The organism is Photobacterium sp. TY1-4, from assembly GCF_025398175.1.
Lineage (GTDB): Bacteria > Pseudomonadota > Gammaproteobacteria > Enterobacterales > Vibrionaceae > Photobacterium.
The window spans coordinates 1,655,449-1,679,876 of record NZ_CP099734.1 but is presented as its reverse complement, the minus strand read 5'-3'; the positions used below and the strand labels follow the sequence as shown (position 1 = coordinate 1,679,876).

Genomic DNA, 24,428 nt, shown 5'->3' with positions numbered 1-24,428 from the left:
CTGTACGAAAGCACAGATATCTAAATTGAACTTCATTTATTAACCGTTGAATCCTATTGGCAGGCATTTAAAAATCAACGCTAAAGATTTAAAGATTAATTTTTATTCCATCAAGATCAAAAAATCGATGTAATCTATCATATTCTCATTATCTGTATCGATCTAATTTCAGCGTATAACAGCCCAACTTCTAGATCTTGTGATTAATTAGTGTTATTTATGTCGTGTTGTTAGTTAACGAATATACTTTGGGTTAGTTATGGAAAATGAAAGCACCCCTCGTAATAGTGCTACCGATGATTCATCACAGCAGAAAAATGATGAAACTGTTATCAAGCCAGCTGAGTTATCTGATGATCACTCTGTTAATAGTACCCATGATGACATTATCAACACTTCTGTAGATAATACAGACCACAAAAATTCCAGCTTGGATAGTGGAGATATTATTGATAACCGTTACAGAATTGTGTCGCTTATCGGTCGAGGTGGCTTATGCGAGGTATATCAAGCGAAGGATTTGATTTTAGAATCTGAAGGTATTGATGCCTCAGATGTTGCAATAAAGGTACTTCAGTCAAATACCTTTGAAAACCCTGATTATAACGATTTACTGATAAAAGAAGCTAAACAGACACAATCACTAAGCCACCCGAATATTGTGAAAGTGTTCGGTTTTGGTTTCGACAAATTTTATTATCTGGTAATGGAGCTTTTAGACGGAGAGACACTTGAAGATATTATCTTACGTTCTCGTCCTAACGGGCTACCCCCGAAGAAGACTCTTTCACTGCTCAAGCAAATCGTGTCTGCTTTCAATTATGCCCATAGCATGGGCGTCGTTCATTCAGATCTAAAGCCCAGTAACATTATGCTCACCCGAAGCGGCGTCATCAAAATATTTGATTTTGGTGTAGCACGGGCACAGAGCCTAAGTGTCGATAAATATGCATCCATCACACATGACGAGTCCAGCATCATAGCCGGCTATACGCCAGCTTATGCATCACCGAGCCTAATTTCTGGTAATTCGCCTTCTTTTCAAGATGATATTTACGCTTTTTCATGCATTGCCTATGAGCTTGTCACGAGTAAACACCCTTACAATCGAACACCATCAAACCAAGCTCAAGAACAAGCTCTCAAACTAACTAGGCCTAAGCAACTACCTGGCTACTTATGGAAGGTGCTATTCAGCGGCCTCCAATTTAATCCCTCTGAGCGACTCAACAGTTTTGCTGAGATCGAAACGCTACTAACGCGGAAAAAGAGTCACTTTCCTGTACTCGTTGCTTCGTTATTAGTTATGGCAGCTGCTGCCTCCTATGGCTATCACTCTCTGAACCAAGCAAGGTCAGGGCTTCAGGCTCAGCTAACCGATATCAGAAATGCACAAGACCATGAAGAAAAGCTACTAGCGCTGCCTGTCGAGTCATTACTGAAGACATTGCCAACACTCCCACCAGAAAGCAGCGTTTTAAAGGCAACTCTGTTACGCCTGAATCAAGATAAAGCTATCGACTGGTATCAAGATCGCATTGATTCTATTTTAAACAACAGCACCAACCGCTACCCTGACTACTATGCAATTGAAAGCATTATTAAAGAAGCTTTGAGTCTTTATCCAGACTCTCACTCTCTAAACGAGATGAACAAACGTATTACTCTCAGCTGGCAATCAAGTAAGTCTTTAATCATCGATCAGATTAACTCGATCTTGGAGGCAGGTAGCTACTTTGATCCCAAGATAGGACAGGACATTACGCGTTTGAGAACGGACCTCTCTCAGATTGATCATAATTTTGACTTTAAGCCCAGTTCTGCAGCTAATTCAGTTTTTGCAGACCAGTTTCGTACCGCAATGAACACTCTTGATTCTCAACGATTGAAAATGCTCATCGCTGTTGGGGATACCTATTTTTCAGAGGATGAACATAATGTTGCCCTGATAGCCAAGGGAGAGAGACTGTTTAATGCTGTTCAGTCGATTAACAGATATCATGAATTAAAACAATCAGATAACTCAATCAAGTTCCCATACAAAGCGGCTAGTGACTACTATGAGATCCAGTTCAACGCTTTCAACGAACGGTTGCGTAATCTGAAAACTGTGCGACAGCTTCAATATTTAGAGAATGATGTAAACCAAGTAGCAAAGGATGTTCCTGCTGATTTTTCTCCTTTAATCAAAACTCAGCTAGCGATGGCCAAACGCTACATACAGTTCTCTGATCAATTCCTCAATACTCGTAAGCAAAAGGCAGCAAACACTGTAATGAAGAGAGCCAATGCATTATTTGCAAAAATAGAAGCAAGCAAGAAAGAACAATACGATGGAAGAGGTTGATTTTGGATCTGAACACGATTCTAAGGACAGCCAGGTTTACGAACACACTTATTATTAATCGTGTAGGCCTATGCTATTTGATAACAACTGCCAAACATTGCCCATTTGGTATGGATAGCAGTTTTTCATTGGACTCATTTAAGAACAAGCTACAGGCTCATCTTTTACTAAGCTCGCATTCGCACAACTGGGGGGTGCAGTTCTGTATTTCCCGTCTTTATGCATCATTGATTGATAACCCTTTACAGGGCAATTTATCAGAAGATGAAAAGCACCAAGAATTATGTAATCGAATCGCATCTGGTGACTTACTAGTCTATCGTATTCACAATTTCAATCCGCCTCTGTAGCAGGACTCGAACATAAGGTAAGAATACGAATGTGCTGTCGGCACCATTGATCTGTTACCAAAAATGATGAAAACCGAACATTCTCAGCTAGTGAAATGCGGTCAAAGTAAGTTGGTGTTGACGAACGAAGCTAACGCGCTCATCGAAGAGTTTTGGGAGCAACTTCGCCACTACGAAGACAACCTGAAAATCAGTTGCTCAAACTCATCAAAACCACCATATTCCGATGGCCCTAAAGAACGGGCTGAACGGAATAAGCTCAAAGCTCTGCTGGCCGCAAGGAGCTAAACAAAGCCTCACAGAGCGTCAACGACAACTCCCGACACTGAAGGAAACTGACGTTATCGTTGCCTGATTGCCTGATTGCCTGATGCAACTTGTCCGTGCTGTCGTAAATCTAATGCTGGTGACAAGTTCAGGAGCGCATGCGTTCACTTGTTGAAACCTGCAATAAGCGAGGTACGCCGATCTTGTCTGCTTTGACGAAAATCGTGAGGCAGTTACCCTCCGCCAACCTACCCAGGCGTATTTAACCAGTGATCCACCGGGTCAAGTACCTACTGGTGAACGCTTACTTATTTTTCCTTCTATCGCAACAAGCGGGAAAACCACGGGTAAAAACTTGATTAATGTATTATTTTTACGGCTATTCAAGATAAAAAGCATGCATCTTTTCACAATTGTGATTACAGTAAATGCTTGATTAAGATATGTCGTACTACAACCAAACAACCTGGCATGTCTGTGGAAAGTAATCATTGCCAAAGGTTAATCACCCCATGTTTAAGAAAGCGATTCTTCTGGCTGCTATTGGTTTGTCCTTCAACAGCCATGGCACGACGTTACTGAGCGACAGCGAGACCGAACAGGTCAAGGCGCTGCAAGCCCAGTACAACAACACGACCGAGCTGAAAGAGCTCACTAAGGTCAGCAGCACGATCTTCTCGCTCAATACGCAAAGCAAAGATCTGAAAACTGCGATTAACCGGGATAAGCAACTGTATCTGGACTATCAGCAGAAACTCAGCGATGAAATGCTGTCAGGCAGTGGTGAGAAAACTGAGTTTTACTTCAGTGCCATGAAGAAAACCTCACAGACCATCAAGCAAAACCAGCAACAGATCAGCAAGAACGCCGCTCAGATTAAACAACTGAACCATAAAATCGACCAACTCAACGGTGCGCTGCGCGAGTCGAAGAAGACCTACAACGACAAGCTTAATGCCATCAGAAGTGCGGCAGTTAATCGTCTGAAAGCCGAGTTTGCCAACCCAGTCCCGATGTCCGTGTCCGGCAAACTCCAGTGCTCACCTTACCAGTCCATCCGCGCCTGTTTTGAAAGCAAGCAAACCACATCTAAGCTGATCAATGATGCCATTGAAAATCGCTTTGGTCAGATCGACATCACCAGCTCGACGAACAATTTCAAGGTGATGGCAGCAACCATGGACTACGAAGGCAATGTCGAGTACCAGGTTGGGCTGAACCTGTTTGTTCAGTATGATGAAAAGATCGACGCTCAGATTGTGAAGGAAGTCGGGGTGGAATCTTTTGATATCCGTTTGCTGAGCAACAAACATGCGCAGTTCTACCTGGACGGACAACCCGTCGGTCAGGGGAATGAAGTGATGGTGAAGGTCTCGAAAGGAAAATATGCGGTGCTGGCGAAATATGAAGGCCGTCAGGAATCGACCATTCAGGACATCGAAAACCCGGTCAGTCTCACCTACAACTTCTAGGCAATCCAACGACGCCGAAGTCATCCAACGACGTCTAGACAACACAAGCCTGACTCATCATCCATTGCTGGCGTGAACATACGCCAGCAATACAATCAAAGCATTGCAATCAGAGTTTTAGCAATTCCCACAGGGCGTAATTCAGACGTTCGACCCTATCACATCTCTTCATGAATCCACCGTCGGGTTTTCCGGCATAACCAGGGACTCACGATCAGCCTTTTTCAATTTACTGACAACCAGCGCGTATGACTGACTGACCAGATCGCACAACATGGCATCATCGACATCGCTTGCCAAAGACACCGTGATCCAATGACGCTTATTCATGTAATGACCCGGGATAATCCCGTCAAACTGACTCACCAGCAGCTCGCCGTCAGCAGGTTGGCATTTCAACGTCACCCGTGTTGAACCTGCATGTTCGCCCACCAGCGCGAACATCTTTCCCTTCACCTTGTACACCAGTGCTTCCGGGCCGAACGGATACCCGGGCTCTGCGGCCGGTAATGCATCGAGGTACGACGTCAGTTGTTGCGCTTCCATCTAAAACTCCTGTGACAACGGTCGGCTATTCATGCATGGGTGAGCATATCGAATCCACGCTAAACCTCAACATACAGTCCGGAAAAGCATGACGACACAGGCGTTTCAATCAAATCGGAAAGAGTGCAGCACACATATCTGGCTCAAGCTCCCGCAAGAAATTCAAATCCGCAACAAACCATGAGTTCAACTTAAAGCCATGCACACAATGGGGATGATACAGCGATGAAGCGCTACGCGTTCCTGAGCGAAGTGTGCTGACAGTGATTGGTGGGGAAAGCCTGCGCTTGTCGCTGGCAGGCTGATTCGGGCTAACAGGCTTCCTTGTGCTCCATCTTGGCTTGCTTGTAACGGTCGAGGACAAACTCAGCCATCAGCTTAATGGCTTCCCGTGCTTCGCTGAGCTGGTAAAACAGCGGATAAACATGCGGCACCCCTTTTACGATATTAATCGTCACATCGCAGCCTGCATCTGCAACCTTCTCAGCCAGACGCAAAGCATCATCCATCAGCAACTCTTCCGTCCCGGCGGTAATGAAGACCGGTGCCAGGCCATGCAGCTCAGCATAATAAGGCGAGATATCCGGGTCACAGGGATTTTGCGAGCCGATATAGTTATTGCGCATTAAGAGCAAGGTACTGAGGTCGAAAAACGGATCATCCTTGCATTTCTTGAAGGCCGATTCGCCGGTGACCGCCATATCCGACACCGGGGACATCAAGATTGCCCCGGCGGGCATCGGTAAATTGGCTTCCCGTACCCGGAGCATCGTCGTCATCGCCAGATTACCGCCCGCTGAATCTCCGGCCAGAATGATCTGATGCGGCAGATAGCCTTTGTTTAACAAAGCCCGATACACCGCGAAACAGTCATCCGGTGCTGCCGGGTACGGATTCTCAGGGGCCAGACGATAATTCACCATCAATCCCCGGGATTTGGTCGCATTCGCCAACCGCGCGAGGAATGCATTGTGAATTTTGGGACTGTGGAAGCAAAAACCACCCCCGTGAAAGTAGAGGATAATATGCTTTCCATTACTGTGCGGCATATTGACCCAGTCACAGGGAACATTGGCAAAGCGAGTTGGGATCACCTCCATCCCCCTGGGAGATGATATAAAAGCACCATAGTTATCAATACTTAAAATCAAATCACGCATTTCTTCGGTCGAATGGCAATTGGCAAGCCGCTGCCGCATGATTCGAAATAAAACCTTGTTGAAAGCCCTATTTCGCCAACTATCCATAAGCACCACCTTTATTACATCTCAGTTACAAATTTAGAATGTAATATCCGTACTGGTCAATATCCGGCAACTCTCGCTGCACTGACCTGACTGCTCTGATACGGCGATTCCAACACACTCCGTCAGTTTCCGCTTGTCTTACAACAGATTGACTCGCAAAAGAAAAAAGGTGCGCGTGCATGGCCCACGCGCAACCTAAAAGGTAAATGATCTGCTGACTGGGTCGACCATTCACCCGACAGAATTACCTATTGATCTGACTGGCATAAAAGTGGTAATTCTGCATCAGCGACTATTTTTCGGTCGCCAATTTCTCGACCGCAGCGGTGAGCTTATCGATCTTCTCATCCATGCGCTCCAGCTTTTCACGATCGACGCCGCTCAAGCGATAGAACAGATCGTTCATCCCCGCTTCAACCTCATCGGTCGCCTTTTCGGCATTTTTACCGATACACTCTTTCGCTTCGGTTTCCACCTGCTTACCGCGCTCAACCAGCTCCTCGAATGCTTGTGTGGTTTTTTCATTCAATTGCTGCGCTTCATCCAGGCTACGGCTGTAAAGGCCCAGGCCCGCCAGCCAAATGTTGCGTGCAATCCCTTCACCGCTTTCTACGACATTTTTCGCCGCTTTCACTACTGTGTTATCGCTCATCGTCATCTCCCCCGCGATTCAACGCTGGATAAAAAGAGTTAATGTTCTCACCGGCAACCGCTGATATCCGGTATTCATACTGAACGGTGATGGCGCTTTGGTATGATCACCCTCACCTGCCGCGGGTTATGAATCCGCGGCTGATTTTTTGTCATCCGCTTTGGTTGCGGTCGTCTCTCCTGCCGCCGCCGATGGCTTGGCCGTGGACGGTTTTTCCACCGATGGCTTTTCGGCCGATGCCGTCGTAGCGGTCGCTTTGCCAGCAGTAGAAGCTGCAGCTTTTACCGGCTTACGGCGAGCAACGCCGGGTTTACGGGCACGGGTTGCCACAGTTTTCTCCGTAGCAGTTTTCTCTTCGGCCACTTTTTCAGCCGGTTTCGCAGCGGCCTTACCAACATTGGCCTCCTGACGCGCCAGTAACGCTTCGATATTGGCGGTCAGCTGATCAATTTTGTCATCCACCCGATCCAGACGATCGTTATCGATACCAATCAATTTCTGAACCATGGTGTGCACTCGCTCCTCAATCGCAACCGAGGTTTGAGTTCTTGCAGTATGCACGCGTTCCTTGGTTTTTGACTCAACCATCCGGCCCCGTTCAATCAACTCATCAAATAAACTTTTGCCTTTATCTGACAGCTGGTTTACTTCCTCGGTACTTTTCGCGTAAGCGCCCAGGCCGGCTAACCAGATGTTGTAAACCATTGCGTCCCGAATCTGCTCTTTTCTGGATTCTTCCGCAGTCTGTTTAAAGATGCCCATGAATCTGCCCTCCGTATCTCTGTGATAACTGTGTCAGCCAGTGGGTATTGCCTGACTGCTTAACTAGAGAATAAGAATTTCAATTAGAATGGTCTTACTAAAACAACGATTTATCGTGGGCTGGATCAAAGATTCGTAAAACTGCGAATTGGCGTAGAAAAGACGGTTTGAAATCAGGGCCTAAGTGAGTGGCCCCGGAAACAGCAACGGTGGGATTAACTAGCGAGCAGCAGCTTGTCGAGCCGCTCAGAGATATGACTTTCAATGCTGGATGAAAACAAACTGGCGGCGAACCCCAGCTTAAGCTCAATGGTGACCTTGCCTTCTTCCGAGAGCAAAAAACCCCTGGCAGAAGCGTGACGAATCATCAGGCGGTTCCCCTGCCATGTCCAGTTCAACCCGTATTCTTGCGCCAGCTCCCCAGCGATTTGCTCTGACAGCGCCGTAATATCAGCCATCGGCATATCATGGTTACGTTCAATTAAAATCGTCACAGAAATCTCACCCGATTAGTGTAATTACTCAATTACTTTTTATTAACATACCTGTACGGCGACATGAATTCTGTGGGAGAGATCCAATAGTCATAAATCAATATCGCTCTGGCGGAACGATGAGCCTAAAAGGTCAATTTTCTGGCCCAATGCGCCAGCCACATGGAACCGGCAGCGGCCAATTTGGCCCCTTTGACGGCGCGTCGGTACGGCCGCTGCTCGCTTGGGGCCGTGACCGCGCCCAGCAACAAGCCAATCCCGGCCATTCTCAGAACCGGCAGCCGCGCATTGAGTGCAATATAGCCGCCGGCAAACGCCAACAGACATTGCTGAAACTGGGTACATTCAACAGACAACCCGTGCGCTTCGCGGACAAATTGCTCACAGTTCTGACTGAACAAATTATAAGGACGCCCCACCTGTGCTGCAGCGTACGCGTAAGCCTGCGTAGGTTTCGTGCTGGTAATCTCACTGACGACGATCGCGCGCCCTTCGGCAAATTCCGTCAGGGAGTCATAGTGAACCTGACGCCTTTTTTTCGAATTATGGATCACGCCACCAGCCCCGTCTGAAATCCCGTAATGCCAGTAGGTGCTACAACGAATCTTCAGGACAGTTCCGATTGGATATTGCACATCTGCCATCTTATTCACTCCTGTTGGCCTTACCTGGCTGCCATTGGTTTTTGGCAACCAATATAACTCAGTGTAATACAGCGTTTCCCCGGGCTGAAACTTGCGCCTCCGAATCAAAGGTATCAAAGTGTCTCAATCTTAAGAATCCCCATGCATATTGGCCAGACTCCCTGTACATGCTTGGGTGCTATCACTATTTTGCTGCTATAAATATATGAACTTATCACTTTTTTGTGGCTAAAAATCACACTCTGTTTAGTTGAACCACGCTCACTCGGGCTCCTTCAGTGGAAGAAATGCTTATGACGTACAGAGCAGTAATGTTGATCACCCTCTTTCTGACGGGTTGCCAGGGATTACAATTCGTTGAGCAGACTCCCGGAGCCGATCCGCTTCAACATGAAGATGAATTACTCGAATCATTAGGACACCATTGCGTGATCCCGCTTCCTACCGAGCCTGAAACATCAACGGAAGCGCCGACTCTGGCTGATACCAGTCCCACACCACCCGTGCCGCAGGATTTATGGGAAGTCCTCAGTCAGTCCTTTCATTTGCCGGTGCCGAATGATCAGCGCATCCGTTACTACAAAGACTGGTACCTGAACAACCCGCACCACCTCGATACAGTCACCAAACGGGCCGAGCCTTTTTTGTTCTATATCTATGAACAGGTCCACAAGCGCAACATGCCGCTCGAACTGGTGCTGCTGCCGTTTGTTGAAAGTGCTTTCAATCCCAAAGCTTATTCCCACCGAGGGGCCGCCGGGTTATGGCAGATCACCCGACCGACCGGAAAAACATTCGGGCTGGAGTATTTACAGGGGTATGACGGACGCCGTGATATCGTCACGTCAACCACAGCGGCATTGGATTTACTCGAATACCTGCATGATAAATTTAACGGGAACTGGCTCCATGCCATTGCCGCCTATAATACCGGCGAAGGCCGTGTTCGGCGGGCGATTAAACGTAATCGCGCCAGCCAGGTGTCCACCGATTTCTGGTCGCTCAAACTCCCGCAGGAAACCCGGCTTTATGTTCCCAAACTACTGGCCATGGCCGACCTGGTCAAACAGCGCCACCAGCATGATCTGCCGTTACTGGAAATCAAGCCCCAGCCAGTGCTGACGGAAGTGGTGGTCCGCAACCGGGTGCAACTGGAGCTGATTGCCCGGCACGCCGGACTCGACAATCAAACCGTGTATACCCTGAACCCGGGATATCTCAGCGGTCACACCCATGCCAATCGGGACAACAAAATCTTGCTGCCGCACGAGACACGTCAAACGTTTTACAACAACCGACTCAGCGATGAATATGTGAAGCAAAAATTTATTATTCATGATATTCAACCGGGTGACTCCCTGAGTGAGCTAGCAGAAAGTAATAACACCACGGTTGCCCGGATCATGAGTGCCAATGATTTGACCGGGTCAACGATTTTCGCCGGGCAGCAGCTCCTCATCCCACATTATTAGCTCCGGTAGGCTGACGCGAACCCACAATCATGAACCGCCTTGATTGGCGTATACCAGACTGAAAGTTAACAATTTTTTCACACAAATTGCTGGAGTTAGCTACACTTAAATTAACCGAAGAGGTATTTTGACCATCGATACGACAAAGGAGCTGCTATGAATCATATTGAAATGATTGTACCGACCGATATGGGGATCATCCGCCGGACCGTGTTCACGGCTGCCGCAATTCTGGCTGTTGGGCTGATCTTTCTGTAACACAATTTCGGATAACAAAAAGATGATAACGATATGGCGACGATAAGATCGACATTCAGTTGGTTCAACCCATCATAAAGGCATGAATTAATCATGCCTTTATTGTTTGTCCAATTCCCTTGAAACCGACTGCTTTATAACGGCAGCTTTAAATCGACAGCTGCATGCTCAGATCCCCGTCAGCATGGTCAGCGCGAATGTCTTTGGCAATGACACCGAGACCGTCGAATCTTCTCTTCGCGTCGTCCCCCCCGAATGTCAGCGATGGTCTGAAATTCGCCACTCAGAACCCGCAATTGCGCGGCGCAGAAGCCATGAACACCCTACATATGGTAGGGTTAGAAATCTTGGCGGATGAGCATGTTCTGAATCGAATGAGCGGCCAGCCACACTGGCCCGAGATCTACGGATACGGGGCACCCAGCAGGTGAACACCTGCTACCAATGCAGCGACCCATGCAATGTCCAGATAGCACCATGTCGCCGCCAATAGAGCATTTCTGGTACACAGTTAAAAGAGCGAGCAGATTGACAGCTCGTAGAAGAGGAAAACCATGAGCAAGCCTACACCTGAGAATATGCACTGGGTCATTCTGGCTGGCGGTCAAGCCAGTCGCATGGGCGGCAACGACAAAGGGTTGGTCCCGCTGGACGGACGCGCCATGATTGAGCATGTCCTGGAAACACTTCAGGCACAAACCCGCGCAATCAGCATCAACGCCAACCGCAACCAGGATCGCTACCAGGCCTACGGTCCAGTATTTGGCGATCATATTCAAAACTATCCGGGGCCGCTGGGCGGCATGCATGCGGCGTTGCATCATCTGCAAACGGAGTGGATTGGCTTTGTTCCCTGTGACTGCCCCAACCTACCGGGCGATCTGGTGGCCCGGATGGCTGCCGCCTGCCAGGAAGATACAGAGATCGTCGTCGCCCATGACGGCGCGCATATTCAGCCTGTCGTGACACTCATCAACCGGCGGATCTTACCGACACTGGAGCAGTTTCTGGAAGATGGCGATCGCAAAATCATTTTGCTCTACAGGCAGTGCAAGATGATCACCGTGGATTTCAGCGATCAGCCTCGTGCATTTGTAAACCTGAATACCCCACAAGAACTCGAGAAATTTGGACAGGAATCATGAGCCAGATGAATGCAACCCTGCCGTTACTGGGCTTCGCGGCCTGGAGCGGCACCGGCAAAACTACCTTGCTGGAAGCCATGCTGCCCGAACTGGTCGCTCGCGGTATTCGCGTAGCCGTGGTCAAACATGCCCATCACAACTTTGATATTGATAAAGAAGGCAAAGACAGTTACCGGCTGCGCAAAGCCGGGGCGAGCCAGATGCTGATCTCCTCCCGGTACCGCCGCGCCTTGATCACAGAAACACCGGATGCGGAAGCCAGCTTGCCTGAACTGATTGCGCAGTTGGACCAGACCCAATTAGATTTGATCCTGGTGGAGGGGTTCAAACAGCTCAACTTCCCGAAAATCGAGCTACACCGCCAGGAAGTCGGCAAACCCTGGCTGCACCCGGACGACCCGAACATTATCGCCGTGGCCGCCAATGTTGCGGCCAACACTGATTTACCACAACTCGACATCAATAACCTGGCTCAAATTACCGATTTTGTCGTGAACTTTGCCAGGCAGTCTGGTTGAGATCACACCGGAACAACCGGGGGCGGAGATTGGTGAGATGGTGAGATGGTGAGGATGATTCCGTTGGCGGGACGGCTATAGTTTCTAAATCGGGAATCGTTTCTAACGCTGAGAATAGTTTCTAACGCGGGAGTTGTTGATTTTAGTAGCACTCAGCAAACGGCAGCGAACCGCCGTTTACTGAGTGCTTTTATTTGCAGCTTCCGTGCTACTTTTTTTCCTGAGCTTCTACACGTCTAGAAGATGATTGTCGTACGTATTCGGTACTTTTTTATCGCTCAGATAAAGTAACCCAGCCAGAATTCATTTTTATTTGCTAATAAAATGTACATTAGCTTTGTTATGTGAGAGAAAGCTTACATAATTATGCGGCTCGTTGCACCTATAAATCTCAGAATTTTGCTTTAATGAGCGCTTCATTGATCACACAGGGGGAATTGTAGCCAATGACACCTCGTATTTCAGTCCGTGCCGTTTTTTATAAACAGGATCACATTTTACTCTGCAAACATCGAGATAACGACGGTGTCTGGTACATCACCCCTGGTGGCGGCGTCGAACATGGCGAGACGCTGGCAGACACATTCCACAGAGAATTGCGCGAAGAGCTGGGCGCCGAAGCGCAAATGGGAGACGTGCTTTGCATCCGCGATTTCATCGCCGAACGCAGCCCGATCCCCTTCCCGACCCCGGATTTTCATCAAATCGAAATCTTTGTCGAAGCTCACGCGTTGATGTTCACCAGCCCGGCAAGCCAGATCGATCCCAATCAAATTGGCTACGAATGGCTACCGCTGGCTCAATTGACGACCGTTCGCTTCTACCCGCAGGAACTGGCCCGTCATTTCCAAACCAAAGATTTTTCTCATATTTATCAAGGTCATAAACTGTGAGGTAAGGTGAACGACTTTCATGGTACACTGGATGCGCGTTGAAAAAACCATCATCGCAGTAAGCTTTTTTTCCTTCGGGAGTCAAGCCATAAACGCCTGTCACTGGCTAGACCTCTCTGATGAAGTTCTCATGTAAACTACGTGGCAGTTTGATTAATCAAGGTATTCATAAGTTAGGCATGTTGTTAGATTCGTATTACTCTGAGCAGAACAGTGAAGTGTCTTTCACCCGTGAGCAAGCCAGCCATTTCGCCAAGAAAATCGCTGGAGATTTCAACCCGATTCACGATGAAGACAATAAGCGATTCTGTGTGCCGGGCGACCTGCTTTTCTCTGTTATTCTCTCTAAGGTCGGTCTGAGCCAGTCCATGCGCTTCGAGTTTGCAGGCATGATCACCGATGGGATCCCTTTACGGATCGATCAAAAATCCGACACCGACTTCTCGATGGTAGACGGCGCCGGTAAAGAATATCTGCACGTTACGCGGCGTGGCGATACCACGACCAATCAGCCATTGATTGAGCAAGTGACGAAGAACTATGTGCAATTTTCCGGGATGAACTTCCCGCATATCATGGTGCCGCTGATGGAATCCAAGCAAATCATGATCAACCCGGCTCGCCCGCTGGTGATCTATGAAAGCATGGAGCTGGATTTTGAGCGTCTGGATCTCAGTGCGCCCACTGTTGAACTGACCGGTTCCGACATCGATGTCGACGGCAAACGCGGTAGCGTTACCCTGGAGTTTTGCTTCAAAGAGAACGGCGAAGTCGTCGGTACCGGCCGTAAGCGGATGCTGATGAGCGGGCTCAAGCCTTACTGCCAAATCGACATCGACGATCTGGTCAGCCGATTCAATCAGCGCAAGGATGATTTCAGCGCCCTGCTGGCGGCCTAAACTGTCCGTATTCTGTTGCAAACGCCGGCTTTCAAGCCGGCGTTTTCTTTTCCTCAACATCCCGCGATGACCCGACAGCCTATACTGAAAGGTGCCATTTTTGGCTCCGGTCTGTAGAAGCAGACCGACCACACCTACCGTGGAGAGTACCATCATGGTTAATCGTTCAATTTCGAGGCTGTCACTGGCTTTACTGATCAGTGCGCTCAATCTGCCCGCAGCATTTGCCGATGAAGCCCTGGATGCTCGCATCGCCCGGGCAAAATCAGCAGCACCGCCAGCGGTCAGTGATCACGCGACTGTCGTGGTCGACGGAAAGGTTGTTGTTGAAGGGGATAACGGATGGACGTGTATGCCGGATACCTTCCCTGGCGATAACATGCCGATGTGTAATGACGCCGTATGGATGGAAATGCTGGGTGCGATGATGAACAAACAAGACTTTGACACCAAAAGCATCGGATTTTCTTACATGCTGCAAGGTGACAAAGGTGCCGGTGTCAGCAATTCAGATCCCTTCCATCCGGATCACAAAAACGCCGACGACTATGTTGAAACCGGCCCGCACCTGATGATTATTGTCCCGCGTGCCATGCTCAGCGGGCTGACGGACGATCCCAGTACCGGCGGACCTTACGTGATGTGGAAAGATACCCCTTACGCTCACATTATGCTGCCGGTCGAGGACCAGTAACCCATATAACCCGCCAACGGCGGGTTTATTACATTCTTATACCTCACAAATTTATGATATTTAACGCCAATTTTTTCATCCATAACCAAACATTATGATATGTTGTCAGGGGTTACACTAGAAACATCCCCTGCCCTCAGGACAAGGAAAGACCATGAGAATCCCACAACCTTACCTTCTTTTTCTCGGTGATGTGACCGAACCACTGGCAGCGAAAACAGCCAAAGGGATCCTGCATTGGCGGCCGCAACAGTGTCTCGGCCAGCTTCGGCTGACCCAAGAGACCGTCTCGCTCGGTTTGACCGAGCTGTCGCTGGAAGAAGCCAAAGCCCTGGGTGCAGAAACCCTGGTGATCGGTACCGCCAATGCAGGTGGTTTTATTCCGCAAAGCTGGCTGGCCACCTTACAGGAAGCGCTGGAGTTGGGTTATCACATAGCCTCCGGGATGCACCAACGGCTCAGCAGCTTTCCGGCCATTAACCATGCCGCCAATATTCATCAATGCCGCCTCTATGATGTCCGCCATGTTGACCAACCGCTGACCATCGGCACCGGGATCCCAAGGCAGGGAAAGCGACTGCTGACGGTAGGAACCGATAGCTCGGTCGGAAAAATGTACACGTCACTGGCACTCGAAACTGAAATGAACCGACAGGGACTGAACACCCGGTTTCGCGCAACCGGTCAGACCGGGATTTTGATTTCCGGCCAAGGGATCTCTGTCGATGCGGTCGTGGCCGACTTTATTTCCGGGGCCGCAGAAGCCATCAGTCCCGAGTTCACCGATCACGACTGGGATGTGATTGAAGGGCAAGGCTCCCTGTTGAATCCGGCTTTTGCCGGTGTCAGCCTGGGCCTGCTCCACGGCTCTCAGCCTGACGCGATGGTGCTGTGCCATGAGATCGGTCGACAGCATGTCCGTCATTTACCGCACATGCAGTTCCCTTCCATCCAAGCGACACTTGAAGCGAACCTGACCGCAGCCCGGCTTACCAGCCCACAAGCCCGCTTTGTCGGCATCAGTTTAAATACCAGTGCCCTTGACGAAACCGACGCACTGACACTCTGCCGACAATGGGAACAAGACTATCAGTTGCCCGTAACCGACCCAATCCGATTTGGCGTGGCATCGATTGTCGAGAAGCTCCATTCCCTTTAAGCCATCACCTCGCAGCGAACAGACATAACAAAACACTCCCGAAGGAGTGTTTTCTAAGCGTCAAAGAGAACTTTCTCTGTGCGATTACGTTGCTGAAGCTGAAGCACATTGCAACTGACCGGAGTCCGCCAGACGCGCTTGGTCTGCCTGCATCCGCATCACGGCCATCGGTCCGGTGATCAATGTTGCCGCAATCAGCAACGACACCGGAACCGCGGTGATCACAATGAAGGATTGCAACGCATTCAATCCACCATCACCGGCCACCAACAACACGCCAGCGACGCAGCCCATCACCATAGCCCAGAACAGGCGCTGAGCAGGTTTTGGCTCGTTATCACCACTGACGACCATCGCAATCGAATAAGCCATTGAATCGCCGGTCGTGACGACAAATGTCGTCGTCAGGATCAGAAAGGCCGCCACCAGCACATCGCTGAATGGCAATTGGGTCAGCGTCGCCAGCAGCACCGCTGGCAAACCGGCATCATTCAATGGCTGCGAAATGCTGCCCGGGATTTCCAGTTCAAAATAGATCCCAGTTCCACCCAGCACGGTAAACCAGAAATTAGTAACGACAGGTGCGCCAATCGCCACCATCAGGATCAGCTCCCGTACTGAGCGACCTTCAGAAATCCGGGCAATAAAAATAGCCATCATCGGCGCAAAACCGATAAACCATCCCCAGAAGAACCAGGTCCACCAGGCATTCCACTGCGGCGCATCCGCGCTCAAGCTCATTTGCGGCAAATGTTGCAAATAGGTCGCAAAAGCCGTGCCGAACTGCGTGAACAAAAATTGCGTCGGGCCCAGAATCAACATCGCCAACAGCAAGGCAAATGCGCCGATGACATTCAATCGGCTCAGCCATTGCAGCCCTTTGTCCATACCGGTGAAGGCCGAAATCGAATAAATGGCGACCACGACTGCCAAAATGGCTAACTGGCTCGACACGGCATTTTCAATACCCAGCACCACTTCAAAGCTATATCCCAGCTGGGATGCCAAAAAACCAATCGGACCAATCGTACCGGCGGCAACGGCAATAATCGAACAGGCATCAATCACTGAGCCCAGCCAGTGTGACTCCAGCCGATCACCGACCAACGGGTACAACAACGCACGCGGGCGCAGTTTCACCCCACCCTGATGATGGGCATGCATGAGTACGATGGTAGCCAGTGTTCCCAAAATCGCCCAGGCCAGGAAACCCCAGTGCAAGAAACTCTGGCTCAGCGCCGGAGCCGCAGATTCCGCAAGTCCCCCCGCAGTATCCGGAAAACTTGGCGGCACGGTCAGGAAGTGATAAATCGGCTCTGCCGCCGACCAGAACACACCACCGCCAGCCAGCAAGGTGCACATAATCATCGCCATCCAGCGGAACGTACCGATGGTCGGTTTCTCCTGCCGGCCTAACCGTAGTCGGCCTTTGTTGCTGAGTGCGATCAGGATTGCGACCACAAAATTCAGAACCATCAGCCATTGCCAGAAGGATCCAAATGTTGCAGTTGCATCAGAAAACATCGACTGAATCACCTGAGAAACAAATGATAAGTCAATAAGTGCGGAAAGGAGGAACAAACTGATGAAACCAATCGTTAGAGATGGAACCAATTTATCGCTCACTTTTTCTGTTGAGGTATACATAACATTCTCACTTTTGCTGTGAGGGGCGGCACATTATCAGCTCATATCGTAAATAACCAGAGAAATATCACTTTTTTTATACGCAGTAAACAGAGATTTACGGTTGCCAGAGTTGAGGCCAGGCCGAAAGTAGAGCTCATGTCGTCGTCGCCGTCCGATGCCATGGACGCATCGCCCCAAACAACATCATTAGAACTCAAACAAATCACCTCCTGCATATCAATCACTTGACTGAACATTCTTGCCGGATACATCACCACACCGAACACCACGACAAACAGTGCAGCGTGACTCATCACCGGCGATGAGAACAATTCGGGAGAAACACAAAAACGCGAGGCAAAAAAAACGCTTCTTACGAAGCGTTCAAAAGTTCAATCTGGCAATCCCTGTCGATGCGCATCCGCTCATCCGGTCCAGTTTCCAGTGTGACGGGAAACTGCGAACGGCTCAGCGTCAGTGTCGACGTGCTCTGGCCACCGCTGCCTGTCACCATGACATTGTTCCGGCTTGAAATCACCTTAACCCGCACATTCTGCTGACTGGTATTGGTGACCACAAGTCGAATATCGCCATGACCAGGCTCACAACGAACGGCCAGTGGGGTAAACGTTGCTGCACTCACCGGAAGCGCAGCAACAACGAGTAGGAGTAGAATCGAGTATTTCATCAACTTAGTACTGAGTTACGTAAACAGTGTTGTAAGACGAACCATGAGAAATATTCACATTAGAATAGTCATTGTCTGTTTGTGAGACGTACACGGTGTTGTAGCTGCTAGAGCCGCCATAGTAACCGCCATCGTCAATCTTCACGGTAGAATGGCTGTAGTCACCATTCTGCATGACTGTTACGTAGTTGTGGTCGGCTGAGCCACCCAGGATATCGACATCCGACATGTTGTGATCACCATACTGGCTCACATTGACGTTGTTGTAATCCCCGGCGTAAATATCAACATTCGAGCGATTCCAGTTACCGGTCTGGTTTACGTCAACCATGTTGCCTTCGGCGTAGTAACTGATATTCGCATGAGACGAATTGTAATCCCCTTTTTGCTTAACTTTGATTTTGTTCTTATCAGAATCACCCCAGATCATCGCATGAGAGTAGTTTCCATTCCCTTTCTGTTTCACTTTGATCTTATTGTAATCTGAGTCGCCAGTGATCATCGCGTTGGATACATTGTAACGACCTTTCTGGTCAACCATAATTTTGTTGTAATCTGACTTATAATCAATCGTGGCATAAGACTGATTTGCTTCTTTTTCCTGATTCACTTCAATATCATTGTACTCAGAGTAACCACTGATATAAGCCATCGAGTTGTTATGCTTCCCATCCTGGTAAACACTGATATAGTTATCATCTGATTTTCCATCAATTTTAGCATTGGAATAGTTCCCTTTCCCATACTGCATGATATCCATGTAGTTCCCATCGGAACCATTACTGATATAGGCTTTGGATGTATTCCCGTAATAAGAACCATAAGATTCCTGATAAACAGAAATCGTATTCCAATCACTCTTATGGGAGATTGAAACATCTGAACTATTATCAACGGAAGCAAATGCTGAAGTTGATGCCAGTGCTGCTGAGATCAATAGAGATAACTTTTTCATAACCTTTTCCTTAGATTAATTAATCGGCCATAGACCTTTGCTGTTACAGTTGTGTAATCGCCTCAAAGAGGTTAAATTGCCAAGTCGGCATTTTATTAAATGGATCTTCATACGTTCCATGGGTGTTGTCATTTATTTCCCATGTTTTAGTTACACTTTAAGTATCGGGATTTCTAGACAGAGTTCCATAAACCTATTGATGAAATACCCTATATAAAACTCACACAAAATAACTGGCTGATGTGAATCATTTAATACTCCTATCGATATATATGAAAAACGATAAAAAGCTGTGCCACTAGAGGCACAGCTTTTTAAATAAAAGGTGAACGATTAGTACTGTGTGACGTAAACCGTGTTGTATGATGAATCTGAAATATTGACATACGAATGATCGTAGTCAGTTTGAGTGACATGCACGGTGTTGTACATGGCTGGGCCGTAATGGCTGGAAATATCCACGTCTGACTTAGCACCGTCACCGTACTGATCAACTTTCACATAGTTTTTGTCAGCGTATGCACCTTCAATGTCAACATATGAACGGTTATAGTCACCACGTTGGCCGACCATTACGGTATTCCAATCGCCTTCATGGATGTTCACATCAGAATGATTCATTTTGCCGGTCTGGTAGACGCCTACATGGTTATCTTCCGCATAGTAGCTGATGTCCACTTTAGAATCATTTCTATAGCCATCTTGTTGGACATAAGCAGAGTTACCATCTGACTTATGCTTAATTTTAACGTCAGAATCATTCTTTGAACCATACTGGTCTACGGTTACCCAGTTATAGTCAGAATCGTATTCGATTTCGACATCTGAGTCATTACCTTTGTGGTAGGAAGACTGGTATACCGACACTTGGTTATAGTCACTGCCTTTTTTGATATCAACATCAGACGTATTATCAACTGGGCTATACCCATAACCATAGCCACCTGATGCAGCAGCAGTTGCAGAAACCAGAGCCATTGAGATAAATAGAGCTAACTTTTTCATAATAACATTCCTTAGATTGTGTTATCGAACAGTGATATTTTTATTCATACCATTGATGATGACATGTGTTTGTCCACCGGTCTGTCGAATATCAGAGCGGAATTGACTCACATTACTTTTTTGAACTATGAGTGCCGTATTATCATCCCCGTACTGTGTAATATTTCCTTTATTTCTTCTTCCCTTTTGCACAATACCGGCCTTGTTATTATTCCCTAGCTGATAAATTACACCCACATTTTCATATCCATCTTGCGAAACTGCTGCTTCGTTATAATCTCCATTTTGATTTATGTAAGCGACATTTTTACTACCCTGTTGTGCAATATATGCATCATTATAATTACCACGTTGCTTTATCTTAGCTGAATTCCCTGTTTTTAATCCGTTACTTTGCTGATTAATCATCGCAGAGCTATAATTCGACTCTTCGAGTTCAATCACCGCAGAGTTATCCAGACCCAACTCGAATTCAGAAAGATCTTTTAGTTCATTTAGCGCAAGGTCACTTGAGTAAACATTAAAAGCGACACCTGATATACACAATGCAATTAACTTACTACGTATTACTTTCATTGTTTCCAGGCCACGAGATTCATTTCGTACTTTCAGTATCGAATTTCTTAGACTTTATTCCATCAACCTATTCATGAAACTGAACTCTCGTTTTTAATACTTTTATCGGCATTGCGGAGTCTCTCTCTCATTCAAAACAATGAGACCTTTGCTCATATCCTAGTCAATTAGTTTAACTGTAAGAACAACCTCTCTTCTTTTCATGAGGTTATCCATATGCATCCCAAACAAGCTAGCTTCCGGGCGGTCCTACGCCCTTCTGAAGGATGGTTCGGACGACATCTATCTTGGGTTACAGTTGCGACCCAAGTTGGATTGTCCTTGTGGGCCTAGATTCCTAAGCTGAAGAGCTACGCGAAATAGTGCGACCAATCAAACCAAAAGCCCCTGAACCGTCAGGTTCAGGGGCTTGACATACATCCGAAGCGTCAGCTCCGCTTGAGTTGTATCCCGTTAAATAATCGGGCGGCGACGTTGCATGTATTCCTGAATAATTGGATGTTGCAAATCGGCTTCGCGCAAAGGTTGCCATAACCCCGTTTTGATCCCATCCACAATCACATGAACCACCGCAGCGTCGATGGCCGACATCACCGCCAAGTTCACCGGCTCATTCGTGGTATAACCCAACTCAGCTTCGAGCAAGTCTTTATAATCGACAAACTTGAAGACACCGGTTTGCAATTCTTTTGACAAGATCGTTTTGCTGGTCGTCACACTCAGTAAAATCTGGCCGCTGCGTACATCGATCGCCCGGATGTTCACCGTCACCTGATCGGTCCGGTATTGCCCGGAAGCGCCTATCCCCAAATACCTGGCCCCGGCGCCACCTGTCCGAAGATTGGTATCATACGCAACAATGCCACCCTCAATCATGATATTCGACGACGCTAGCGAAGGAAGATGAGGGCCGTGATTTGCCGGAATTTCATGCTTTTTCTGTGCAGCACGGATGATTTTCCGCTCGGTTAACAAATTTTGCAGTCCTTCCCGCTCGAGCGGGATAAACCACTTCGAATCGAGCAACGCTGTCGTCAGCAATGCCGCCCCGCCCTGCGGAACTGCGGTCGAGAAATTACTGTTCGGCTGTGGCTTATACTGCCCGCTTTGATCCCGGAAGTCATACACGGAAACATAGACTTTCCCTTTGGGTAAAGGAAGTGATGTCAAATCCTGATAGGCAGCGCCACGCGCCATCAGCGTTGGTTCTTTATTGATTTCCGGTGTTTCAAGCGACATCGAACATCCCGAGAGAATCAGTAATATACTTCCCCAAATGCACGCTTTCATCCAACTTCTCCCTACATGTCCGGCATTAGGCCACTGACCTGAATGGTTGACGATTCACCTGTTTCTTTATCTGTGATCTGAATAATCAAGTTTCCGTTATCATCAATGATGTTAAGCAGGAAATCTTCGGTCACCAGTTGCCCGGTATTACCGTTTCCGACATCCGATAGCAGCTGGCTGATCAAGCGAGACTCCAGGCTGGCCGCTAATCGTTCAAGGTCCGACTGCTCCTCGAACAACAAATCATCATCCGGTGCTTTATAGTCGTTGATGGCATTGGCCACTCCCAAAAGATGGGAACTATTCAATGGATTACCGCCAAAACTAGGATTGATTGGCGTATAGACTAGCTCCGTTGCCGAAACCTGTGCCGTGGCGGCAAACAGCGCGGCGATGGCCAGCTTGCTCCCTTTCATGGTAAGCCCTCTTAAATTTCGTCGTAATCAACATCAAACGTATCTTGCAAATAGCGTTCAATACGCCAGCGAGTGACATAAGATCGGACAACCTTAATCGCTTCATCGACTTTCGCCTCGACCTGGTCCCGTCCCGGAGATAAAGCAGTCCGGTAGATTGCTTTTCGCCGATGCAGGACAGAAATGATGCTGCCGGACAAAGCGGTCGGTCGTTCCTTAATGGTCAGGTTCTCTTCCAAATCATCGAATTCATCACTGAGCTTTTGTGCGAACAGCGAATAAAAATCTTCCCCAAGGCGGGTCATGGTTTGGTCAATCACGGCACCACTAATTTCTCTTAAATCATCAAGCGTTCCGTTTTGTTCAAGCGGTTGGCCGTTTTCAAGCGGCGGCTGATCATCCTGTGCCGTAGCAGGCAAGGCGCTTAACAATAAAACGGAGAGTACAAGCTCAGTCCATCTCATAGAGGTAAGTCATTGTAATGATTGCTTTTTGCCCACATAAAGGCTTGCATTCGATTCTTGACGTTGATTTTCTTAAACACATTATAAAGATGCGTTTTCACCGTATTTTCACTGACAAACAGACGTTCAGCGATTTGGGTATTGGACGCGCCAAGCACCAGTAGCTGCATAATTTCTTTTTCGCGATTGGTCAAATTGGCACATGGCTTGGCAATCATGGTGTCTTTATGGCGATAGGCAGAAATCAATTCATTCGTGAGTTTTCTGCTGAGCCACAGCTCACCTTCAAAGATTTTTTTCATCCCTTTCGCCACAACATCAATGCCATCTCCGGCGAAGAAAACGCCCACCATGTTTGGCCACTTGGCAATAACTTTTGCAGCGACATCGCTCGGCGCATTGATCAGCACTTCACTGGCAGTGATTGAATTTTCAACGAGATAGTTGATGTAGAGGTCCAGGGACTCATCATTGATTTGCGTGTTATCGATGATAGTCAGGATGTTTGATTTCGGACGCAGGTGTAATCCCGGCAACCCTTCCATTGTGGTCGTTTTGATCCGAAGATCCAGCGCCTTCTCAAGGTAATCCCGGAAGAGAGAGGATTGTAAACTAGCGTCACAGATGAAGACTAAATCATTATATTGAATACATGACATCGTATATTCCCTTAATGTAATCATCTTATTACTAAGACTTTTTAAATCTAGAACACAGTGTCAAAACATCAAGACTGAAAAAATCAAAAACAATTTTAACTCATATAGATGGCTGTTTTTATTAGGTATTCTCACTATCTCAATGCTGAGACAAAAATAAAATATGTCTAATTAAAATTCTGTAGACAATTTAATTCGAAATCACCAATACATTGCCAGACCAGAAAACAAAAAATGTAACTATTATATTTGACAAATATTTATACAAAATTGGGCGCATATAGAACAGAAAGGCCTTGCACTTTTCAGTGCAAGGCCTTCATTTTATTTGCATTTATGGCGAAAATGTTAAAAAGGGGTTAACACGCCTGAACGTGGTGTTCGTACTCGACAATAATTTGATTTCCGCTATAACGAACATTTTTTATATTGCCATCAACAATATAGGTGTTTTTCAAGGTGACGGTTCCTGGGATCACGCCCCCGACCTGCTCTCGCAATGAGGGTAACGTCAGGACCGGGTCAACACCAATCAACTGACAGAACTGGGTCACAAACCCATGCTCCAACAGGGTTTGTCCTCGGAGTACATCTGAAAATTCCAACTGGCTCATGCCTAGTTTTTTGGCCATCTCAATCTGAGTCACCCGCATTTTCGCCTTGTAGCTCATCCATGTTTCCAGCAACACTTCACGGTCTCTCTCCGTATATTGCATTTCATATACCTTCGCGATTTTCTGCTTTATATAAAATTAAACCGCAACGCTTCGGGACCATTGTCAGAGCCAGGTAAGGCGAATGTCACTTTTTTAACTTCTGACAAAAAATTTACAATGATTTGTCCTGTACCTTCCTTATCCCTGACGATCTACGATTCTGGAAGATGATCTCAGACAATGATTACGCGATTTCCAAACACAGAGATTC

Annotated in this window: 24 protein-coding genes and 2 pseudogenes; 10 read left to right on the top strand and 16 right to left on the bottom strand. The window is 47.6% G+C overall.

Annotated elements, in window-relative coordinates; all coding sequences use genetic code 11:
* Positions 1 to 259: 259 nt before the first annotated feature.
* The 3 genes and pseudogenes from NH461_RS07940 (at position 260) to NH461_RS07930 (ending at position 4,436) form a co-directional block, all read left to right on the top strand.
* Positions 260 to 2,347, top strand: coding sequence for a serine/threonine-protein kinase (locus NH461_RS07940; protein ID WP_261602692.1), 2,088 nt, complete (start codon positions 260 to 262; stop codon positions 2,345 to 2,347).
* A gap of 416 nt (positions 2,348 to 2,763) precedes the next feature.
* Positions 2,764 to 2,956, top strand: a pseudogene (locus NH461_RS25820) (DUF6444 domain-containing protein); the annotation flags it as partial.
* A 520-nt stretch (positions 2,957 to 3,476) separates the two neighbouring features.
* Positions 3,477 to 4,436: a hypothetical protein gene (locus NH461_RS07930; RefSeq protein WP_261602691.1), complete on the top strand. Its 960-nt coding sequence runs from the start codon at positions 3,477 to 3,479 to the stop codon at positions 4,434 to 4,436.
* 168 nt (positions 4,437 to 4,604) lie between these two features.
* On the opposite strand, the gene NH461_RS07925 is transcribed toward NH461_RS07930, so the two are convergent.
* The 6 genes from NH461_RS07925 to NH461_RS07900 form a co-directional block, all read right to left on the bottom strand.
* Positions 4,605 to 4,982 (bottom strand): MmcQ/YjbR family DNA-binding protein, encoded by a 378-nt coding sequence (locus NH461_RS07925; protein WP_261602690.1) that lies wholly within the window; start codon positions 4,980 to 4,982, stop codon positions 4,605 to 4,607.
* 311 nt (positions 4,983 to 5,293) lie between these two features.
* The gene (locus NH461_RS07920) at positions 5,294 to 6,181 is read right to left on the bottom strand and encodes an alpha/beta hydrolase (protein ID WP_261602689.1); all 888 of its coding nucleotides are present in this window, start codon (positions 6,179 to 6,181) and stop codon (positions 5,294 to 5,296) included.
* Between the two features lie 340 nt (positions 6,182 to 6,521).
* Complete coding sequence (locus tag NH461_RS07915; protein ID WP_261602688.1) at positions 6,522 to 6,881, bottom strand: phasin family protein; 360 nt, start codon at positions 6,879 to 6,881, stop codon at positions 6,522 to 6,524.
* Between the two features lie 126 nt (positions 6,882 to 7,007).
* Complete coding sequence (locus NH461_RS07910) at positions 7,008 to 7,643, bottom strand: phasin family protein (RefSeq protein ID WP_261602687.1); 636 nt, start codon at positions 7,641 to 7,643, stop codon at positions 7,008 to 7,010.
* A gap of 215 nt (positions 7,644 to 7,858) precedes the next feature.
* The gene (locus NH461_RS07905; protein WP_261602686.1) at positions 7,859 to 8,137 is read right to left on the bottom strand and encodes a polyhydroxyalkanoic acid system family protein; all 279 of its coding nucleotides are present in this window, start codon (positions 8,135 to 8,137) and stop codon (positions 7,859 to 7,861) included.
* A gap of 125 nt (positions 8,138 to 8,262) precedes the next feature.
* Complete coding sequence (locus tag NH461_RS07900; protein ID WP_261602685.1) at positions 8,263 to 8,781, bottom strand: lecithin retinol acyltransferase family protein; 519 nt, start codon at positions 8,779 to 8,781, stop codon at positions 8,263 to 8,265.
* A gap of 311 nt (positions 8,782 to 9,092) precedes the next feature.
* Between NH461_RS07900 and NH461_RS07895 the strand changes: the two genes are divergently transcribed.
* The 7 genes and pseudogenes from NH461_RS07895 (at position 9,093) to dgcN (ending at position 15,819) form a co-directional block, all read left to right on the top strand.
* On the top strand, positions 9,093 to 10,253 hold the full coding sequence (locus NH461_RS07895; RefSeq protein WP_261602684.1) for a transglycosylase SLT domain-containing protein: 1,161 nt from the start codon (positions 9,093 to 9,095) through the stop codon (positions 10,251 to 10,253).
* Positions 10,254 to 11,065: 812 nt separating this feature from the next.
* Positions 11,066 to 11,656, top strand: a complete 591-nt coding sequence (mobA, locus tag NH461_RS07890; RefSeq protein WP_261602683.1) for a molybdenum cofactor guanylyltransferase MobA — start codon at positions 11,066 to 11,068, stop codon at positions 11,654 to 11,656.
* A pseudogene (gene mobB / locus NH461_RS07885) lies at positions 11,653 to 12,165 on the top strand (molybdopterin-guanine dinucleotide biosynthesis protein B); the annotation flags it as partial. The gene mobA and the pseudogene mobB, both read left to right, overlap by 4 nt.
* Before the next feature lie 455 nt (positions 12,166 to 12,620).
* Positions 12,621 to 13,067 carry an NUDIX domain-containing protein gene (locus tag NH461_RS07880; protein WP_261602682.1) on the top strand — a complete coding sequence of 149 codons (447 nt, stop codon included), beginning with the start codon at positions 12,621 to 12,623 and terminating at the stop codon, positions 13,065 to 13,067.
* Positions 13,068 to 13,246: 179 nt separating this feature from the next.
* On the top strand, positions 13,247 to 13,966 hold the full coding sequence (locus tag NH461_RS07875) for a DUF3581 domain-containing protein (protein ID WP_261602681.1): 720 nt from the start codon (positions 13,247 to 13,249) through the stop codon (positions 13,964 to 13,966).
* 154 nt (positions 13,967 to 14,120) lie between these two features.
* Positions 14,121 to 14,660: a hypothetical protein gene (locus tag NH461_RS07870; protein ID WP_261602680.1), complete on the top strand. Its 540-nt coding sequence runs from the start codon at positions 14,121 to 14,123 to the stop codon at positions 14,658 to 14,660.
* A 154-nt stretch (positions 14,661 to 14,814) separates the two neighbouring features.
* Positions 14,815 to 15,819 carry an N-acetyltransferase DgcN gene (gene dgcN / locus NH461_RS07865; RefSeq protein WP_261602679.1) on the top strand — a complete coding sequence of 335 codons (1,005 nt, stop codon included), beginning with the start codon at positions 14,815 to 14,817 and terminating at the stop codon, positions 15,817 to 15,819.
* 84 nt (positions 15,820 to 15,903) lie between these two features.
* On the opposite strand, the gene NH461_RS07860 is transcribed toward dgcN, so the two are convergent.
* From NH461_RS07860 to NH461_RS07815, 10 genes are all read right to left on the bottom strand, one after another.
* The gene (locus tag NH461_RS07860; protein ID WP_261602678.1) at positions 15,904 to 17,466 is read right to left on the bottom strand and encodes a BCCT family transporter; all 1,563 of its coding nucleotides are present in this window, start codon (positions 17,464 to 17,466) and stop codon (positions 15,904 to 15,906) included.
* Positions 17,467 to 17,821: 355 nt separating this feature from the next.
* On the bottom strand, positions 17,822 to 18,136 hold the full coding sequence (locus tag NH461_RS07855; protein WP_261602677.1) for a hypothetical protein: 315 nt from the start codon (positions 18,134 to 18,136) through the stop codon (positions 17,822 to 17,824).
* 4 nt (positions 18,137 to 18,140) lie between these two features.
* Positions 18,141 to 19,091, bottom strand: a complete 951-nt coding sequence (locus NH461_RS07850) for a hypothetical protein (protein ID WP_261602676.1) — start codon at positions 19,089 to 19,091, stop codon at positions 18,141 to 18,143.
* Positions 19,092 to 19,424: 333 nt separating this feature from the next.
* Positions 19,425 to 20,096, bottom strand: a complete 672-nt coding sequence (locus NH461_RS07845) for a hypothetical protein (protein ID WP_261602675.1) — start codon at positions 20,094 to 20,096, stop codon at positions 19,425 to 19,427.
* A gap of 21 nt (positions 20,097 to 20,117) precedes the next feature.
* Positions 20,118 to 20,672 (bottom strand): hypothetical protein, encoded by a 555-nt coding sequence (locus NH461_RS07840; protein WP_261602674.1) that lies wholly within the window; start codon positions 20,670 to 20,672, stop codon positions 20,118 to 20,120.
* 453 nt (positions 20,673 to 21,125) lie between these two features.
* On the bottom strand, positions 21,126 to 21,962 hold the full coding sequence (locus NH461_RS07835; protein WP_261602673.1) for a CsgG/HfaB family protein: 837 nt from the start codon (positions 21,960 to 21,962) through the stop codon (positions 21,126 to 21,128).
* An 11-nt stretch (positions 21,963 to 21,973) separates the two neighbouring features.
* On the bottom strand, positions 21,974 to 22,378 hold the full coding sequence (locus NH461_RS07830; protein ID WP_261602672.1) for a curli assembly protein CsgF: 405 nt from the start codon (positions 22,376 to 22,378) through the stop codon (positions 21,974 to 21,976).
* Between the two features lie 11 nt (positions 22,379 to 22,389).
* On the bottom strand, positions 22,390 to 22,842 hold the full coding sequence (locus NH461_RS07825; RefSeq protein ID WP_261602671.1) for a curli production assembly/transport protein CsgE: 453 nt from the start codon (positions 22,840 to 22,842) through the stop codon (positions 22,390 to 22,392).
* Positions 22,839 to 23,501, bottom strand: coding sequence for a LuxR C-terminal-related transcriptional regulator (locus NH461_RS07820; protein WP_261602670.1), 663 nt, complete (start codon positions 23,499 to 23,501; stop codon positions 22,839 to 22,841). The genes NH461_RS07825 and NH461_RS07820 overlap by 4 nt, the downstream gene beginning before the upstream one ends.
* 359 nt (positions 23,502 to 23,860) lie before the next feature.
* Positions 23,861 to 24,217 carry an XRE family transcriptional regulator gene (locus tag NH461_RS07815; RefSeq protein ID WP_261602669.1) on the bottom strand — a complete coding sequence of 119 codons (357 nt, stop codon included), beginning with the start codon at positions 24,215 to 24,217 and terminating at the stop codon, positions 23,861 to 23,863.
* Positions 24,218 to 24,428: the final 211 nt, after the last annotated feature.

Excerpts from the sequence above, each read along its gene's own strand:
- NH461_RS07940 (WP_261602692.1), top strand. The coding sequence starts at position 260 with ATGGAAAATGAAAGCACCCCTCGTAATAGTGCTACCGATGATTCATCA.
- NH461_RS07930 (WP_261602691.1), top strand. The coding sequence starts at position 3,477 with ATGTTTAAGAAAGCGATTCTTCTGGCTGCTATTGGTTTGTCCTTCAAC.
- NH461_RS07925 (WP_261602690.1), bottom strand. The coding sequence starts at position 4,982 with ATGGAAGCGCAACAACTGACGTCGTACCTCGATGCATTACCGGCCGCA.
- NH461_RS07920 (WP_261602689.1), bottom strand. The coding sequence starts at position 6,181 with ATGCGGCAGCGGCTTGCCAATTGCCATTCGACCGAAGAAATGCGTGAT.
- NH461_RS07915 (WP_261602688.1), bottom strand. The coding sequence starts at position 6,881 with ATGAGCGATAACACAGTAGTGAAAGCGGCGAAAAATGTCGTAGAAAGC.
- NH461_RS07910 (WP_261602687.1), bottom strand. The coding sequence starts at position 7,643 with ATGGGCATCTTTAAACAGACTGCGGAAGAATCCAGAAAAGAGCAGATT.
- NH461_RS07900 (WP_261602685.1), bottom strand. The coding sequence starts at position 8,781 with ATGGCAGATGTGCAATATCCAATCGGAACTGTCCTGAAGATTCGTTGT.
- NH461_RS07895 (WP_261602684.1), top strand. The coding sequence starts at position 9,093 with ATGTTGATCACCCTCTTTCTGACGGGTTGCCAGGGATTACAATTCGTT.
- mobA (WP_261602683.1), top strand. The coding sequence starts at position 11,066 with ATGAGCAAGCCTACACCTGAGAATATGCACTGGGTCATTCTGGCTGGC.
- NH461_RS07880 (WP_261602682.1), top strand. The coding sequence starts at position 12,621 with ATGACACCTCGTATTTCAGTCCGTGCCGTTTTTTATAAACAGGATCAC.
- NH461_RS07875 (WP_261602681.1), top strand. The coding sequence starts at position 13,247 with ATGTTGTTAGATTCGTATTACTCTGAGCAGAACAGTGAAGTGTCTTTC.
- NH461_RS07870 (WP_261602680.1), top strand. The coding sequence starts at position 14,121 with ATGGTTAATCGTTCAATTTCGAGGCTGTCACTGGCTTTACTGATCAGT.
- dgcN (WP_261602679.1), top strand. The coding sequence starts at position 14,815 with ATGAGAATCCCACAACCTTACCTTCTTTTTCTCGGTGATGTGACCGAA.
- NH461_RS07860 (WP_261602678.1), bottom strand. The coding sequence starts at position 17,466 with ATGTATACCTCAACAGAAAAAGTGAGCGATAAATTGGTTCCATCTCTA.
- NH461_RS07855 (WP_261602677.1), bottom strand. The coding sequence starts at position 18,136 with ATGAAATACTCGATTCTACTCCTACTCGTTGTTGCTGCGCTTCCGGTG.
- NH461_RS07850 (WP_261602676.1), bottom strand. The coding sequence starts at position 19,091 with ATGAAAAAGTTATCTCTATTGATCTCAGCAGCACTGGCATCAACTTCA.
- NH461_RS07845 (WP_261602675.1), bottom strand. The coding sequence starts at position 20,096 with ATGAAAAAGTTAGCTCTATTTATCTCAATGGCTCTGGTTTCTGCAACT.
- NH461_RS07840 (WP_261602674.1), bottom strand. The coding sequence starts at position 20,672 with ATGAAAGTAATACGTAGTAAGTTAATTGCATTGTGTATATCAGGTGTC.
- NH461_RS07835 (WP_261602673.1), bottom strand. The coding sequence starts at position 21,962 with ATGAAAGCGTGCATTTGGGGAAGTATATTACTGATTCTCTCGGGATGT.
- NH461_RS07830 (WP_261602672.1), bottom strand. The coding sequence starts at position 22,378 with ATGAAAGGGAGCAAGCTGGCCATCGCCGCGCTGTTTGCCGCCACGGCA.
- NH461_RS07825 (WP_261602671.1), bottom strand. The coding sequence starts at position 22,842 with ATGAGATGGACTGAGCTTGTACTCTCCGTTTTATTGTTAAGCGCCTTG.
- NH461_RS07820 (WP_261602670.1), bottom strand. The coding sequence starts at position 23,501 with ATGTCATGTATTCAATATAATGATTTAGTCTTCATCTGTGACGCTAGT.
- NH461_RS07815 (WP_261602669.1), bottom strand. The coding sequence starts at position 24,217 with ATGCAATATACGGAGAGAGACCGTGAAGTGTTGCTGGAAACATGGATG.